This window comes from Salegentibacter holothuriorum (assembly GCF_900168045.1).
In the GTDB taxonomy this organism is placed as follows: Bacteria; Bacteroidota; Bacteroidia; order Flavobacteriales; family Flavobacteriaceae; genus Salegentibacter; species Salegentibacter holothuriorum.
The window spans coordinates 135,100-150,972 of the sequence record NZ_FUYY01000003.1 but is presented as its reverse complement, the minus strand read 5'-3'; the positions used below and the strand labels follow the sequence as shown (position 1 = coordinate 150,972).

Annotated in this window: 16 protein-coding genes; 3 read left to right on the top strand and 13 right to left on the bottom strand. The window is 33.5% G+C overall.

All coding sequences use genetic code 11. The annotated features are described in order from the left end of the window. Positions 1 to 26: 26 nt before the first annotated feature. The 13 genes from B5X51_RS09185 to B5X51_RS09125 form a co-directional block, all read right to left on the bottom strand. Positions 27 to 1,187 (bottom strand): glycosyltransferase family 4 protein, encoded by a 1,161-nt coding sequence (locus B5X51_RS09185; protein WP_139374858.1) that lies wholly within the window; start codon positions 1,185 to 1,187, stop codon positions 27 to 29. A gap of 120 nt (positions 1,188 to 1,307) precedes the next feature. Next, on the bottom strand, positions 1,308 to 2,132 hold the full coding sequence (locus B5X51_RS09180) for a glycosyltransferase family 2 protein (RefSeq protein WP_079720886.1): 825 nt from the start codon (positions 2,130 to 2,132) through the stop codon (positions 1,308 to 1,310). Positions 2,133 to 2,173: 41 nt separating this feature from the next. Then, the gene (locus B5X51_RS09175; RefSeq protein WP_176132747.1) at positions 2,174 to 3,451 is read right to left on the bottom strand and encodes a glycosyltransferase; all 1,278 of its coding nucleotides are present in this window, start codon (positions 3,449 to 3,451) and stop codon (positions 2,174 to 2,176) included. Position 3,452: 1 nt separating this feature from the next. Further along, a complete protein-coding gene (locus tag B5X51_RS09170; RefSeq protein ID WP_176132746.1) occupies positions 3,453 to 5,087 on the bottom strand; it encodes an FkbM family methyltransferase in 1,635 nt (544 codons plus the stop codon). 97 nt (positions 5,088 to 5,184) lie between these two features. After that, complete coding sequence (locus B5X51_RS09165; protein WP_176132745.1) at positions 5,185 to 5,847, bottom strand: hypothetical protein; 663 nt, start codon at positions 5,845 to 5,847, stop codon at positions 5,185 to 5,187. Positions 5,848 to 5,951: 104 nt separating this feature from the next. Further along, positions 5,952 to 7,241, bottom strand: coding sequence for an ABC transporter ATP-binding protein (locus tag B5X51_RS09160; RefSeq protein WP_079720882.1), 1,290 nt, complete (start codon positions 7,239 to 7,241; stop codon positions 5,952 to 5,954). 160 nt (positions 7,242 to 7,401) lie between these two features. Further along, positions 7,402 to 8,367 carry a glycosyltransferase family 2 protein gene (locus B5X51_RS09155; RefSeq protein WP_079720881.1) on the bottom strand — a complete coding sequence of 322 codons (966 nt, stop codon included), beginning with the start codon at positions 8,365 to 8,367 and terminating at the stop codon, positions 7,402 to 7,404. A 48-nt stretch (positions 8,368 to 8,415) separates the two neighbouring features. Beyond that, on the bottom strand, positions 8,416 to 9,345 hold the full coding sequence (locus B5X51_RS09150) for a sulfotransferase family protein (RefSeq protein ID WP_079720880.1): 930 nt from the start codon (positions 9,343 to 9,345) through the stop codon (positions 8,416 to 8,418). Positions 9,346 to 9,479: 134 nt separating this feature from the next. Further along, entirely contained in the window at positions 9,480 to 9,608 is a 129-nt protein-coding gene (locus B5X51_RS16095; protein WP_394331563.1) for a glycosyltransferase, read from the bottom strand. Positions 9,609 to 9,629: 21 nt separating this feature from the next. Then, the gene (locus B5X51_RS09145) at positions 9,630 to 10,367 is read right to left on the bottom strand and encodes a class I SAM-dependent methyltransferase (protein WP_139374856.1); all 738 of its coding nucleotides are present in this window, start codon (positions 10,365 to 10,367) and stop codon (positions 9,630 to 9,632) included. Between the two features lie 4 nt (positions 10,368 to 10,371). Next, positions 10,372 to 10,695 carry a hypothetical protein gene (locus B5X51_RS09140; RefSeq protein WP_079720878.1) on the bottom strand — a complete coding sequence of 108 codons (324 nt, stop codon included), beginning with the start codon at positions 10,693 to 10,695 and terminating at the stop codon, positions 10,372 to 10,374. Between the two features lie 572 nt (positions 10,696 to 11,267). Further along, positions 11,268 to 12,128: an ABC transporter permease gene (locus B5X51_RS09130; protein ID WP_079720876.1), complete on the bottom strand. Its 861-nt coding sequence runs from the start codon at positions 12,126 to 12,128 to the stop codon at positions 11,268 to 11,270. 42 nt (positions 12,129 to 12,170) lie between these two features. After that, positions 12,171 to 12,860: a class I SAM-dependent methyltransferase gene (locus B5X51_RS09125; protein ID WP_079720875.1), complete on the bottom strand. Its 690-nt coding sequence runs from the start codon at positions 12,858 to 12,860 to the stop codon at positions 12,171 to 12,173. A 204-nt stretch (positions 12,861 to 13,064) separates the two neighbouring features. On the opposite strand from B5X51_RS09125, the gene B5X51_RS09120 reads away from it, so the two are divergent. From B5X51_RS09120 to B5X51_RS09110, 3 genes are read left to right on the top strand one after another with little or no spacing between them, the layout of a single operon-like run. Next, complete coding sequence (locus B5X51_RS09120; RefSeq protein ID WP_079720874.1) at positions 13,065 to 13,778, top strand: glycosyltransferase family 2 protein; 714 nt, start codon at positions 13,065 to 13,067, stop codon at positions 13,776 to 13,778. After that, on the top strand, positions 13,775 to 14,503 hold the full coding sequence (locus tag B5X51_RS09115; protein WP_079720873.1) for a class I SAM-dependent methyltransferase: 729 nt from the start codon (positions 13,775 to 13,777) through the stop codon (positions 14,501 to 14,503). Before B5X51_RS09120 ends, B5X51_RS09115 begins: the two co-directional genes overlap by 4 nt. Before the next feature lie 6 nt (positions 14,504 to 14,509). Next, the gene (locus B5X51_RS09110; protein ID WP_079720872.1) at positions 14,510 to 15,811 is read left to right on the top strand and encodes an ArnT family glycosyltransferase; all 1,302 of its coding nucleotides are present in this window, start codon (positions 14,510 to 14,512) and stop codon (positions 15,809 to 15,811) included. Positions 15,812 to 15,873: the final 62 nt, after the last annotated feature.

Sequence of the window (15,873 nt, the reverse complement as noted above, 5' to 3'; positions counted from 1 at the left end):
TTTCTTGCTAAAATAAGGAACTACTTTTAACCATAGGTTTCCCGCCATTTTTTTCTTACAGAGATCTCTGAATATTCTTGTTCGATAAAGTCTCTTGCTATTATTCCCATTTTCACTCTTAAATGGTGATCTTTAATAAGAAATTCAAGCTTAGTGGCAAAATCATCCAAATCTTTTTCTTTACACAAAAATCCGGTTTCACCATTTATAAGAGTGTATTTCACTCCTCCTGTATCGAAGGCAACCACCGGCAATCCACAAGCCTGCGCCTCTGCGGTCACCAGTCCCTGACTTTCCTCCATCCCGGCTTTGTTTATCACGGAAGTCATTAGAAAAATATCTGAGGCTTGCAATATAGTGCATACTCTTTTCTGATCAAGATTCCCTACAAAGAAGACAAATTTATCGAGCTCCAATTCTTTTACAAGCCCTTTTAATCTTCTTTCATATATACCGCCACCGGCAAGAAAATATTCTATCCCCATACCTTTCCTAATCAGACGATTTACTACTCTTATTCCATATTCCTGTCCCTTAAGTTCATCCATCCTACCAACGGTTACTAATCTAATTTTCTTATCAACATCCTTTTTAAAAACGGGTTTAAAATACTGAGTGTTCACTGCCACGGGAATTGCTTTTATTTTTTCTGCCGGTGCTCCTAAATCAAGCAATTTTTCTTTTAGAAAAGGGGTGTTGGCTATCAAAGAATCAGCGGTTTCAAACAACAAATCATAATAACCGTCATTGGGAATTCGGTTATTAATCGGAAAATAGAGATCATGACCGTGGAAACTGGCTATAATCCTACTTTTTAAAAACCCGGTCTTCTTTAATATATCAACCGGATTCTTGTTAGTTCCAAACTGGATATGAATGATATCATAATCCCTGAGCTTTTTGTAAAAAAAGAACTGAAAAACAGCAAAGAAACCTTTTCTCTGACTCTTTCTATAGAACCTTAACAAAGAAGCTAAAAGATCAGGTCTTTTAAAAATCAACCCTGTGACCTTAAGTGCCCGTCTAAATTTTGTTTTTGGTATTTTATAGTCTTCTAGGATCAGCTTATCCTCAAGCTTATATTCCCTGAAGAGTTCTTGGTTGGCATTTTTAGGTATATCACAAACTTCTTCCGTTAGTATCCTTACCTCATAACCAAGTTTAATGGCCAAAATTACCTGATTCACTATAAAGGTTTCCGAGAGTTTCGGAAATTTCCATATTTTAAAAAGGATCGATTTCAAATTAATATTAAATATAAGCTTAGATGTATTTTTATAATCCCGTGCATTAACCCGGTTCTTAGATTATTTTGAGACAAAAAGTTTAAAAATTATTGAATGCAATTTTCTAGATATTTTTTTTTGGTCGGTAATCTCAAATTTTTGATATCTTTTATCTTCTAATCTTTTTTTAATTTTCTGCAGTTTTAAAAAATCCTTCAAAATTGGAGTAGGCACTTCCTTATTCAAAACCTGATCTCTTTCCCTCTCTATTTGACCATAATTATTACTACTGATACCAGTAACATCAAAATAAGAAAAGGGTTGATTAATATAAGACACTTTAGCGTTGTTTAAACCTAATGCGATTAGAAAGAATTTCCAATCTGAAACGATTTGTAGATTTTCATCGTACAGTCCATATTTATCAAATAAATGCTTGCCTATAAAACTACTAGGATGATTTAAACTTCCATTCCCAAATGTCTCCAAAGTAATTTCTTCACCATTGGTGCCTTTATCCAATATCTCTCTTCCATCAGGAAAAACTTTAATAATATTACCATAAAAAACATCACAGCTATCAAGTTTTTCAGCAGCAATATTTAAAACCTTTTCATCATATAACCAATCCCCAGAATTCAAAAACAGTAAATATTCTCCATTAGCCCTTTTAATTCCTTTATTCATTCCATTAAAAATCCCTTTATCAGGTTCACTTACCCAATGGTCTATTTTATCGCTATTCGATTCAATATATTCTTTGCTCCCATCGGTAGAACCGCCATCTATAATAATATATTCAAATTCCTGCCAGCTTTGTTCAAAAACACTTTTCATAGTCTTTCTTAAACCTCCCAGGTTATTGAGGTTTATAGTAATGATTGATATTAAATGTGATTTGGACATAATTAGGATTAACCTACAATTTAAGTAGTAATAATTTAAAATTAAGCTTTTAAAATTTCGTTGAATAATTCCATATATTTTTTTGCCTGAACCTTTCCCTTATATTTCTCTTTAGCTGCCCTTCTAATTTCCTTTCTGTCAAACACTTCAGGATTATCCAAAAATTCCTTTAAAATTTTAACCAGAGATTTTACACTGATCTCTTCAGCTAACAAACCATTTTTACCGTGGTCAATCATATCTGGTATTCCTCCTACAGGGAAACCAATAACCGGGGTCCCACACATAATAGATTCAAGCACCGTATTGGGAAGATTATCAATTAAAGAAGGAATCACAAAAACGTCAGCGGCTGAATACACTACACTCATTAGTCGATCATCCTTAATCTCACCTAGTTCTATTAAATTATCATTAGACCGCAATTTTACATTACTCCCAACGGCACATAGTAAAATTTTTTCAGTTTGGAATTCTTCTAAAGTCTTTTCAAGATAACTAAAACCTTTTCTATTATTTACAACTGAATCTGCAACAAAAAGAATGATCTTTTTATCTAAAGGAAGATTTAAAATTTCCCTAGAGGTTTTTTGATCTCTGGGAGCAAATACTATATCGTCCAATCCATAAGGAATCACTTTTACATTTCTACCCTTGAAAGCTTCGCTTTTAGATGCTTCTGCAGCCAGCCACCTTGAGGGGGTAATAACTGTAAGGTTTTCAATTTGCTCGATACAATCTTTTTTTAAATCTGCGAAATCTCTGTTTATCTTAGACTCCTCCTTAGAAATACTTCTTGATATCGGCTCTCCATGCGTATCCATCCCAATATATTTTTCAGCATAATGATCTATTCCAAGGAAAGGATTCATATCATGCAGCGTCCAGACTACCGGTTTAGTGTTTTTTAGAAAAAAAGATTTGTAATCGAGAAAATTCGCTACCCAGTGAAGATTGATAATATCAGCTTGTTGGTATAAAGGAGATTGAGTAATGTCATAATTTGAATGGGGGAAACTATACATTTCAAGTTTTTCTGATCGCTTTTGAAGAAAAGGAATTCCTGGCTTTTGTTTTTCTGGCTTTATTGGATAAAGTTTTACTCCTTTTAAAATCCTTATAACTTTTGTCTTTAGTTTTTCATTTAAAGAAGGAGGAGTACTCTTAGGAGGCAAAATAAAAGATTGAGACCAGTTATTCTGCTTATTCTTCAGTAGAACTTTAGACTCTACTCCTGCCTCTAACAAGCCAAGATGCAATCTTTTACAGGCATTAGCAGCGCCGCCTCTATCAAACGTATTTACAATTAAAACTTTCACATTACTCCTCTTTAAAGCCATAAATATTCAACTGCATATCCATATTATTATAGGTATTCAGCTTAACAAAAGGGGATTGACTAGATAATCCCGGAGCATTTATATGAAGCCTAAATCCAGCCTCAATTAAAATCCTTAATATTTCATCTATACTTTGAGGTTGATTGACAAACGAATGATACTCTACAAATATCCGCTTGATCTTACCCAAATTAGGCTGGATATCTTTTAATACTACTGTTTCAGCTCCTTCTATATCCAGTTTTAAAAAATCCACCTGACAAGTTAAATAGTCATTCAAGGAAGTGGTTTCTATCTTTGTTGTTGTCTTTTTAGAGTCTTTCTTTTCTATGATTAAACCTGCATCTGCACCCTCGGACCAGAACTCTAATTCTTTCTTTACATTCCATAGCCCCTTATTAACTAACTCTATATTCTGGAAATTAAATTTTCTAATATTTTTTTTAAGTATTTCAAAAATACTCGGGTCGGGTTCAAACCCTATTATCTTAGAATTAGGAAATAGTTTTTTAAAATAAATAGTTGAAAGACCAATATTAGCACCTCCATCTATGATGTAGGGAGATAATTCATGAGTTGAAAATTTATAAACTTCATTTTCAAAGATCTCCTTTTTCATAAAATTAAAGGATGCAACATCAGGCACTATTATTTCCTGATCTTCAAATTGAATTATTTTTCTTGTGTAACGCGGTGAAGTTTTATCTATATCTAAAGAATTATCTCTTTTCAATTTACGCCTGGCATATTGAATTAATTCAGGTGGCAAAATATTCTTTAAGGTTGTTTTAAAGCCACTATTTTTAGAAACTGAACTATTGTAAGTACCTTTCATAGATAAATCCACATTTTTTTTATTCCATTTCACTTTTTTATTCTGAACAGGAATTAAAGAATTTATTTCTTTTGGGTCACGATAGTGTTTTGATGGATTGCTGCCAGAATGAATTCCTGTGCCATCGAAACCTATATTACGAAGTAAGGATTTATTAGGATATAGAAATAGTCCATTCTTTAAATACATAGAAACATAAAATCGGACAGCCCATGAATTATTTAAATTATCAACCTGATCTTTCAACATTTTCAGATAATTAATACTTCCAAAATTCAGCTTATTCCCTATTTTTTTATTTTCTACAATTTCTAGTAATTCCTCACCATTAAAATTAATTTGACTCCATCTATCAGCCCATGTTGCATACCCCCAGGAACTCATAATGGGTAAAAAATAAGTCGATTCCTTTATTTCTTTCGAAGGGGTAAATTGATAACCACTTACACCAAAAACTCTTTTTTTAAATTTATAAAGTTCTAAGGCCTCATTTATAAAATTCAGAAAATACTTTCCGACAATAATGTCGTCTTCCAGAACTATAACTCGTCCATATTCTTCTATCAACTCTGTTACTCCCAGAATCACTGATTCTGCCAATCCTAAATTTTCCGTACGCTCAATGATTTTTACTGCCCCACACCATTTTTCCTCCTTAACGAGATTTCTTATCTCTTTAACCTTATTTAATTCTTCCTCGGTGGAATTCTCCTTAGGCCCGTCACTAAATATAATTAGTCTGCTATTTGCGGCCAGTTCATTTTGCTTAAGAGCTTCCAAAGTTCGCCGGGTATGCCAGGGCCGGTTATAAATAAATAACACAATGGGAGCTAGATCTCTATTCATTCAATTAAATACTTAGAATGTATTCTTTTAATTAAAAATTCTGAACATTTTTATATTTCTTGGATCCTATAACCAAGACACTTTTTAGACCTGTATATACAGCCGTATAAAATTCAATCTTTTTTTTCTGAAATTCAGATCGGATTAAATTAACCGTATCTTTTTCACCTTCCCTTTCAAAATCATCAATTAATAAAATGAAATTATCTTCTGGATTAAATTGTTTAGCAATTTTAAATGCATCGTACCTGGAATATTTGCTACTTCCATTTGGACCATCAATCAGATAGAAATCAAATTTTTGACTTAACACCTTATTTAATGAAGAGTAGACTTTTACTTCATTGTCTTTAACATATTCCATTTTTAAAGGTGAAATAAATATTTCCGCATTGTCAGAAAGCTCAAAATCTTTGATAAAATTATTTTTCCAGACTTCGTCCTGTTCAATTATGAGGTGGTTTGATTTTTTTGAGTAAGCTTGGTTAAAAACTGATATAAATTTACTGGATTCTCCCAGGCCCAATTCTAATATTCTTTCTGGTCGAAAATCGTTCAGAATCCTGTAAAGCACATAGAATAGAGTATAATTACCGGCCCATCGCCCGACGAATAACGGAAGGTTTTCTAGAACTGGTTTGCCTTTAATCGAATCATGAAATATTTGAGCCCAAATGATTTCTTTATTTTGCAATATAATTTCTCTGTTCTGTTCTAATATCCTATTATTTTGAGCTTGATTAAAATTAATCAGAGCTTTTAATTGACTCAATATCATATTCTAAAGTATAATTTGGATTATTTTGAGTTCACAGAAAATTTATGTTGTGTTAGAAAATTTCCTTGGCTAGACTTAACTACTTTACCAGTATTAAAATAATCTCCAAACTCCACTTCAAACTCACCGGCATTTATTACCCAATCTGCAATATTATCATTTTCACTAGCAAATAATGTGAAATAATATTGCCCCCCTTGCAAAGGTAAATTAGGTATTGCTATTTTGATTTGCCGAGTTTCTATAGGTTCAAATTGAATATTAACATTGGTCAATGTATTATCCAATAAAGTAATTCTTCTGGACTGGTTATCATCTATTCCTACCGAAATTCTTATGTTATTTATTTTTCTTTCGGATGTATTTATGATCTCGAGAATCATTTTACAATTCATACCAGATTGCAAGGAATTTGTTTGATTACCATTTTTATTCTCAAACCAATATCTCAAAAATTTAAGTTGACCATTACCTTTTCTATCTAATCTATTCTCCAATTCCTTAGAGACAAAAGTATTCCTGAATTTTTCTAAATAATAATCAACGACTTCATCGGTAAATCCTATTTTTTCATTTTGACCATTATTCATAAGCATCACTCTTGTACATAAGTTTTGAATACTCGCCATATTATGACTCACAAAAATTACGGTTCTCCCTTCTCCTGTGGAAAGATCCTGCATCTTGCCAATCGCTTTCTTTTGAAATTCGGCATCGCCTACGGCCAGCACCTCATCTACCACAAGGATTTCAGGTTCCAGGTGAGCCGCTACGGCAAAACCTAATCTTACGGTCATCCCACTGCTGTAACGTTTAACAGGAGTATCTATATACATTTCACAACCGGAGAAAGCTATAATCTCATCCAGTTTATTCTTAATCTCGGCCCTTGTCATGCCCAACACCGCCCCGTTCATAAAGATATTTTCACGGCCGGTAAGCTCCGGGTGAAACCCGGTACCTATTTCCAGCAGGCTGGCAATACGCCCTTTGGTTTTAATACTTCCGGTAGTGGGGGAAGTTACCCGCGAAAGCAATTTAAGCAAAGTAGATTTCCCTGCCCCATTCTTTCCTATAATACCTAAAACTTCTCCCTGCTTTACTTCAAAATTAATATCTCGCAAGCCCCAGATATAATCTTCGGTGGCTTTAGCACTTCTGTCGTTTACACCACCTACTTTCAAAAAAGGATCTTCTTTGCCACGAACACTATACCACCAGCGTTTCAGGTCGTCCCCTAAAGTCCCTGTACCCACCGTCCCCAGGCGGTATTGTTTAGAAATATTTTCGGCTTTTAGGATAATACTCATAATTCAATTGGTGGTATGTGAAAAGACAGTTTTTAGTAGTCGATTTATGGCTGAAAAGTAATAAAAATTTATGGGTTTGCATCTGATTCCAATGCTAAGTCAAATACATTTTAGTTCGACAAGAGTTCTAGCTTTTAATTTCCAGATTACAATTCCTGTTTCAAATTTTTAAATAGCTTCTGAATCGCGTATCTCCTCCATTTAGCGCAGTAAACAGTTTAAAAAAGACACCCACCCTTAGTAATCGCGCCCGATAAGGGAAAGGCAATAAATTCCGGTATTTATAACAAAAGTTCAGGCAGCTTCGGGCTTCGGCAAAAGCTTTTTTGGCCATACTCCATCTCATGGCCCAAAGTACATCTTTAATAATATATACGACAATGGTTTTATTGCAGGGGCTACGTGTAATCAGCCTTTCTTTTACTTTTAAAAACGATGGTACATCAAGCTTAAAGCTGGAATTAACTGTGCTTATAGATTCATTATTCCTTCTTATATAAATTAGATTTTTATTGATTATTCCCAACCGATTGTTTTCAAATATTATACGGGAAAAAAGATCTAGATCCTGAAACTGCTCCAGGCTTTCATCATATAACTTCCCGGGTGTAAACAGCCCTCTTCTCCAAAGTGGATTAACATTTAAAATAGAGAGGCGGCCGGTTATGTATGCGGTATAAAGCTCTTTTTCCGGTTTTAAATCTCCATGCTGATACGTAAAATTATCATCCTTAAAATTCCCTTCAAACCTGACTATTTTACCTATACAAAAATCTAAATCCTTATTGGTGATTAAATAATTTACTTTGTCCAGGAGATTATCCCTCGACATGAGATCATCACTGTCAAACCAATGGATGAACTCTCCTTTGCTTAGCTCAAAACCGAAATTCCTGCAGGCATTGGCTCCCTTAGGACGATTTTTAGGCCGGGAATGGAATTGAAACCTGTAATCTTTCTCACAGTAAAATCCCAGTAACTCAGCCGTGTAATCTGTTGAGCCGTCATCTACAATGATGCACTCCCAATTGGTATAGGTTTGGGCGACAATTGAATCCAGGGTCTCCCCGAGTACATGCGCCCGGTTGAAGGTTGGGATTATAATACTTATCAAGGTTTGAATCATAAATATGACGTTGCAATATTATAACTAAGCTCCTTTAGTAATGAATTATTAAAAACTTTTTTCTGGCATAGGATTGGATTTTGAGTAGTTTTTAACTTCAAAATAATCCAGAACTGCCCCCATTCTATCCAACTGCGAACTATTAAAATATTTTTCCCAGTTTGCCAGTCTCTCGGTTACTAAAGCAGGACTATCCGGTTTTGTTGTTGCACTATTCCTTCTAAAATCAATAGATGAAACGTCATAATTACATTTCCAGGATTTCAAGATCCTATTGATGGAGTCTTCTGGTTTTAAGACTAATTCCTCATAATTAATTGTTATCCAACTTCTATTATTTTCAGGATGCTTTAAAGGAATAGAATTCGACAAACACCAATTTGCAACTAAAGCTTCTTCTTTTGTTTTTATGGTTTTCAAAAAAGCCTCGTGTTCTAAATAATGCTGGTTATATGGTGTTTGAGGTATTTCAAAGGAATTAAAAGAATATTCCCAGGCTCCATGACGCAATTGTGAACTTACAACGGCAAATGGATGTCTAATCAAATAAATTGGTTTATAATGGAAATTATAATTTTGAGTTAGCCAGGGCAACAAAGCATGCCCCCTACATATCTTAAAAAGAAAACTTTCAGATCTTAGCAATTTAAGTAAAGTTTTAAATTTTAGCGTATTCTCTGCATAAATTTCTCCGGAAAAAAGCCTGTCGAAAGCTTGTTTTGCTTCCTCCCATTCGGCATCTTCCGGAATATACTGTCTCCAGCCAAAGTTTAGCTTTTTAAATGGACTATTTTTAAGTTTTAAATATAAGGGTTCCCATATTACAGGTTCTTTTTTAATAGTTTGGATTATCTCCATTAACCATGTGCTCCCCCCTCTCGGATCAGCGAAAACATAGTGATTTTTGTTTTCGGAATATCCTTTAACTTTTAAGATTTGTCTGGCAAGTTGTTGACTACATATTGTTTTTACCTTCATATTTTTTATTTATCAAAACCAATAGTCTTGCTCAAATTACAACTTTAAACCTTAACGGAAATTCACACTTTTGGAGATGGTTTAATTCCGGGTATCTTCACTACAGTTATATCCCATCAAATCAGAGGTATAAACTATAGCACTGTTATCTGGCCTATGTACTCCCAGCTTTGATAAGTTTTCACCATGATTGAATCCAGGGTCTCCCCGATTAAATGAGCCCGGTTGAAGGTGGGGATGATTATGGAGATTAGGGGCTGCACTAAAAAGATTAATTTAAAATTTTATAAAGGTAAATTTGTCAATTGGAATGGGGTGGCTTCAAAATTTGTTTCTGATGTTATTATTGCATATCGATCAAAATATTTAACTTTTTTATTTAAAGATGTGCTCCATTGGTTTATTATTTCCCTCTCTTGGCTCCTGTTTACATCATCTAAAAATATTGAATAGCTTTCAGTTAATTTTTTTCGCAAAAATGGAATAGCTGAATATCTGGCATAAGGTGTACTTCCTCCAAACGGTCCATCTACAACCACGAGATCAACATTCTCTATATCGTGCATATATTTATCTAAAATCTTAATATCATACCATATTTTCTGCTCATTGTAAGCAAGTTTAGGCTGAATCTCATTCAATGGAGCATAAATAATTTTCACATAATTTTCTAGTTGATATAATTCCAGTTGTCTTTGAATTTCAGCTGCCCACTTTTCATCAGATTCAACAGAAAAGAAGACAGAATTGAATTTCAGAACCTTTATTAATTTTGCAATGTAGAAAGTAGATGCACCCGCTCCAAATTCTATTATATTTTGTCTCTGGTTAATTGTAATATCATTAAGAATATGTAAAATTGTATTCGGTGAAATAGACCAAGTTGAAAAAGGTATAAAACTTTCCTCATTAAAAAGATTTGAGAATAGATTATAATTGAAGTTGGTTTGTTGATTTTTTAGTTCTTGATCTTTAATCAACTTAACCCTTCCATCCACAAATCCCTTTATCTTTTTTTTCAATTTTTTAATCATTTTTATAATACCTTATATTAAAATGAGATTCTATTTTTAGAAGTGCTTGTGCTACCTGCTCATATTCAGTGTTTTTTTGAAAATAACTCGAACTACGGTTAGCAATTATATTTGAAAATTTAAATTCAGATTCTACTCCAAATTTTTCTTTTATATTTTTATTCATAACAGCATTTAACTGTTCCAATTTAATTGTTTCGACACGTAATTTATTTAATTCCTTTTCAATATATGTATTAACATAAATCCAGTACCAAGTACACTTTTCAACTCTAGAAAAGCTATTCCATTTTTCTGAAGATATTACTCCTATCATATCCCCCTGTAATCTATATTTACCATAAATATTATTCTCGCCATTTAAATCATTTTCAGTATACCACCCTCTTAGTAAAATGAATGAACTGAATCATAAGGGTTTCACATTAAGTGAATAAAACTGGAGTTTGGAAAATAATTTGCTAAAAACTCGATTAAATTCCACATCCGATGATCTGAATGAACTATAATCCGTCTTTTTTTACCCTCCCATATTCTTTTCTGAAATAAGACTGTTATTTCACCATAGATTTGATCTTTGAGCTAAGGGTTTTCGGCCAGTTTAGTACTTAACTCTATTAATTCCGGAAAATCTTCATGGTATGCTAAAAACCCTGAATGCTGGTTAATCATTTTTGTTATACTCGTTGAACCGCAACGGTCAGTACTCACTACAAAAATTATTTTTCGATTACGCGCATTTTTGTACTTAAACCCAAATTTTCTATATAGCTCTTTTTTTAATGAATATAGCATTTCGATTTTTTTAATCCCATTCAAAAACTGATATAAAATCCTTGACGATTAACTGCTAATATATACCAAAAAAACTATCGACTAACTACTAATCTAAACCGTATCAATAAAATTCTTTTCAGTTCTATTAAAAACTATAAGCCCAATTAAAAACAGGCCTATAGAAAAGACCAGGGTATAGAAAAGGCCGCTCCAGCTAAACATCCCTGTATCCAGTAGCATATATCTAAAGCCTTCAATAATTTGTGCCAGGGGATTGTAATTCACCAACCAGGCCAACTCCGGAATCTTTTCAGACACTTGGCTCAAGGGATAAGGTACCGCCGAGATATACATTAACAAAGATGTCGCAAAACCCACTAAAACCGTAAGATCGCGATATTTTGTGGTAAAGGAAGAGATCGTCATCCCTGCTCCCAAACCTAAAAGAGCCATCATCAAAACATAAATTGGAAAGAGGAACAGGTTGGTATTAGGCTGTAACTCATACCCCTGAAAAAGAAAATAAATATAAAAAATAACCAAAATACTTAATTGGATCCCAAATTTAAACAAGCCTGAAATCACCGTTTTTAGGGGCATAATCACCCTGGGAAAATACACCTTTCCAAAGATACCAGCATTAGACCTAAAGGTGCTGGAAGTTTGTGTAAGGCTCTGGTTAAAATAATTCCATGCAGTGATCCCGGCGAGGTTAAAAAGAAAGGGAGGAACATTCCCAGTGGGGATATTAGCGATATTATTAAAAACCAGCGTAAAGATCACCGAGGTAAATAATGGTTGAATAAAAAACCACAGTGGCCCCAGGATGGTTTGCTTATATACTGTGACAATATCCCGCTTTACAAACAAAATGAGCAAATCCCGATAATCCCAGATTTCCTTATAATTGAGATCTATAAACTTTCGCTTGGGGGTTATTTCGTAAAGCCAGTCATTTTTAGGTTTTTCCAATGAGATTTACTTTTTTATCATATTTATGCATTGTAACAAACATTATCTAAAATCCTTTGGTTTTAAGTTCAAGATATTTTTGTAATCCTTTTTTAAAAATTGGAAATCTTTGGTATTGATTTCCTGAAATAAATTAAAATCTATTTCTAAGTCCATTTTAGAATCTAAAGGTTTAACTACACCCAGGCCGTAATCTTCATCCACTGTAAAAACGTCCAAAGAATTAGGATATTTTTGTTTTAAATAAACAATGGTCTTCCAAACGTCTCCACACCATTGTCCGGTCCATTTATTATCACGCTTTTTATATGCGTCTTCATACGATTCTGCTGGAGCAGCTGCAGCTTCGTGTGGTGGTAAACAATCATGCAAAATTATAGTTCCTCCTTCCTTAAGTATACTCAAAGTATTCAGAGTATCTTTAAGACTAGCTTTAAATGTATGTAAACCATCTATAAACGCAATATCAATTTTATTATCCAAAAATCTTTTCTTTTTCAAAGTAAAAAAATCAATGCTGCTCATTTCATAATAGGAATTCCAAATATTACAATTATTCCTGGCTATCCAATATAATTTTCTCTTTTTAGAAAAAAGAAAATGAGGATCGACAGCAATTTTCTTTTTACATTTAATCGGAAAGAGTGAGCCACCTTTAAAAGTACCTATTTCAAGATATCTTGAATAAGCATTATCATTTATATAATTTTGAATTAATTCTACTCGAAACATAAAATTTAGTTTATTCCTTTTACCTCTTTTTAAAAATAAATATAGGAGTAATTCTTAATACTAAGAAAACAAAGTGATTTTGACCTTTTTTTTGGGGAAATTAAGGAAATAATACATAACTGAAGAGTGATTTAAGGTTACCCTGAAAACAATTAAAACTTTATTTATATAAAAAATATATATTTGACCTAAACTTAGCCTCACTTGAAAAAACTATCCATACTTATCCCGGCTTATAATGAGGAAAAAACCATTATTCCCATTCTAGAGGAACTAGAAAATTTAGCCCTGAATTTTCCCCTGGAAAAAGAGATAATTATTATCGATGACCATTCCACAGATCGTACGGCTGAATTAGTGGGTATTTTTAGTAGTTCAAGCCCAGACCTAAACATTCATTATCACAAGCAGGAAGTTAACCAGGGTAAAGGAGCAGCCTTGCATAAGGGAATACATCTTGCCACCGGGGATTATATCGTTATCCAGGATGCCGACCTGGAATATGACCCAAATGAATATAATTATTTGCTAAGGCCGGTACTTGAAGGTAAAGCAGATGTCGTGTATGGCTCCCGTTTTATGGGAGGCAACCCGCACCGCATTCTATTTTTCTGGCACTCCATTGGAAATAAATTTCTCACTTTTCTAAGCAATGCTTTTACCAACCTTAATTTAACCGATATGGAAACCTGCTATAAACTTTTTAGGGCCGATGTGCTAAAATCACTGGAGCTGAAAGAAAAAAGGTTTGGTTTTGAACCCGAAGTGACTGCAAAAATAAGCAGAATTCCAGGCATACGAATCTACGAAGTAGGCATCTCGTATTACGGGCGTACCTATGCAGATGGTAAAAAAATAAACTGGAAAGATGCGATGAGGGCGATGTACTGCATTTTTAAATACAATATTTTCAGATGAAAATTGAAGCTATTTCTGATAAAAAAGGTAAAGAAACCCTTGATATTATTGGTGAAGCTGATAATTTCAACCAATGGATGTTTAAAACTATTTTTCCTTTTACAAAAGGTAAGATTTTGGAAATTGGTAGCGGACTGGGAAATATCTCTAATTTCTTTCTTAAAGAAGGATCTGAAATTATGCTAACCGATTTTCGAAGTGAATACTGTTCGGTTTTAAAGGAAAAATTTAAAATGTACCCTAATTTATTAGGGGTAGATACAATAGATTTAGTGCATCCTGATTTCGATAATGAGTATAAACAATATTTAAATTATTTTGATTCTGTTTTTGCTCTTAACGTTATTGAGCATATAGAGAACGACCGCCTTGCAATCGAAAATTGTAAAAAACTATTAAAGCAAGGTGGTAAATTAATTATTTTGGTTCCTTCTTATAACAGCCTTTATAATAAATTTGATGAAGAACTGGGGCATTTTCGTAGGTACACTAAACAGTCTTTATCTAAATTGTTTATCGATAATAATCTAAAAATCTCACATTCACGATATTTTAATTTAATTGGCATTACAGGTTGGTTTTTTAGTGGCAAGATTTTAAAAAAAGATATGATTCCAGCTTCACAAATGAAGATTTACAACAAATTGGTTCCTCTCTGGAAGATTCTGGATAAACTAAGCCTGAACCTGTTTGGCTTATCTACTATAATAATAGGACGAAAATAAACCGGCTTGACGTTTCAACCCATTCATATAAGAAATTTTAAAATCATATGCGGAATTCTCCTCTTTGTTATTCTAATATATAATTTCAAAGTTTCAAACTCTTTAAAATATGAAGCAAATGGTGATGCTTTTGATTACATTCACCTGGCAACAAGCCTTGGAAAAACGGGAGTATATGGGCATACTTCATTTAACCGGGGGGAGCTTTTAGAGCTGTTTAAAACAAACAAAATAGAACATCTTAAAGTAAATGAAGCCAAACCCACAGCCTTTCGACCTCCTGTTTGGCCTTTTTTAATAGCCGGCATATTTATTTTATTCGGTTACAATCTCACCTATATTCTTATTTTTAAATTCCTACTCCATTTATTGGGGATTTTTATCTTCTATAAAACGCTAAAACTTTTAAAGTTAAAGGAGGTTCTTATCATTTTTGGTTGCTTCCTATATGCCATTCATCCCGCCTGGCAATTATATTCCCGGGTCTTCCTGTCTGAACCAATAACCTTCTTTTTTATGAGTTTGTGGGTTTATTTGCTGGTAAGGTATATACAACAAAAAGAAGGTTTTTTTATCCAATCTTTGGTTGCGGGAATTATGATCCTTTCGCATCCCTATTATTTATTTTTACCCTTTTCAGTTTGGCTCGTCCTCTTTATTTACAAGCAATTCAGTTTTAAAAAATTATTTATAAGTGCTATTATTTGCATTTCTGTAGTATCTGTATGGTTTATTAGAAATTATATAGTCTTGGACGCAAACCAGGTTGTACTTACCACTTCTTCTGGGGCAGTAATGGCCAAAGGCTGGAATAAGGATGTTCCACGCCTGCATAGCAATACAAAAGGTGACCTTGCCGATGAAACCTTAGTATTAAAGGATTATGGTTTTGATGAAAAAAAATCCCGCAATGAAGTAGCAAGAATGAATTTATACAAAGATGCTACCTTAGATTTTATAAAAAACAACCCCGATCTTATTTTACCAATTATTGGAAAAAAATTAATGAGTGCTTTTAATCCATTTCCCGAAACGGCCCGGCCCGGTTTTTTGGAAACAGGTCGTGTTATTTTCCAGGTTTTGGCACTTTTTACGCTAATCTTTTATGTATTCTTTTCAAAAAATAAATACTTGCGATCTTTTGCCATAGCCCTGGTATTCTCTACCATTGCAATTAGCGTGGTCACCTATTCCGGTTTTCGGTTTCGAATGCCACAAGCAAGTTTAGAGCTTTTATTGATGCTTGCCATGTTGGGAGAGATCTTTTCTGCATTAAAAACTAAGCTACAGAAAGGGGGGCAACTCTAGTAGCTTACTATCAAACACTTCGACTTTCGACTCCGAAGTCGTCGGCTCAGTGTGACAACCCG

Excerpts from the sequence above, each read along its gene's own strand:
- B5X51_RS09180 (WP_079720886.1), bottom strand. The coding sequence starts at position 2,132 with ATGTCCAAATCACATTTAATATCAATCATTACTATAAACCTCAATAAC.
- B5X51_RS09160 (WP_079720882.1), bottom strand. The coding sequence starts at position 7,241 with ATGAGTATTATCCTAAAAGCCGAAAATATTTCTAAACAATACCGCCTG.
- B5X51_RS09155 (WP_079720881.1), bottom strand. The coding sequence starts at position 8,367 with ATGATTCAAACCTTGATAAGTATTATAATCCCAACCTTCAACCGGGCG.
- B5X51_RS09150 (WP_079720880.1), bottom strand. The coding sequence starts at position 9,345 with ATGAAGGTAAAAACAATATGTAGTCAACAACTTGCCAGACAAATCTTA.
- B5X51_RS09140 (WP_079720878.1), bottom strand. The coding sequence starts at position 10,695 with ATGATAGGAGTAATATCTTCAGAAAAATGGAATAGCTTTTCTAGAGTT.
- B5X51_RS09125 (WP_079720875.1), bottom strand. The coding sequence starts at position 12,860 with ATGTTTCGAGTAGAATTAATTCAAAATTATATAAATGATAATGCTTAT.
- B5X51_RS09115 (WP_079720873.1), top strand. The coding sequence starts at position 13,775 with ATGAAAATTGAAGCTATTTCTGATAAAAAAGGTAAAGAAACCCTTGAT.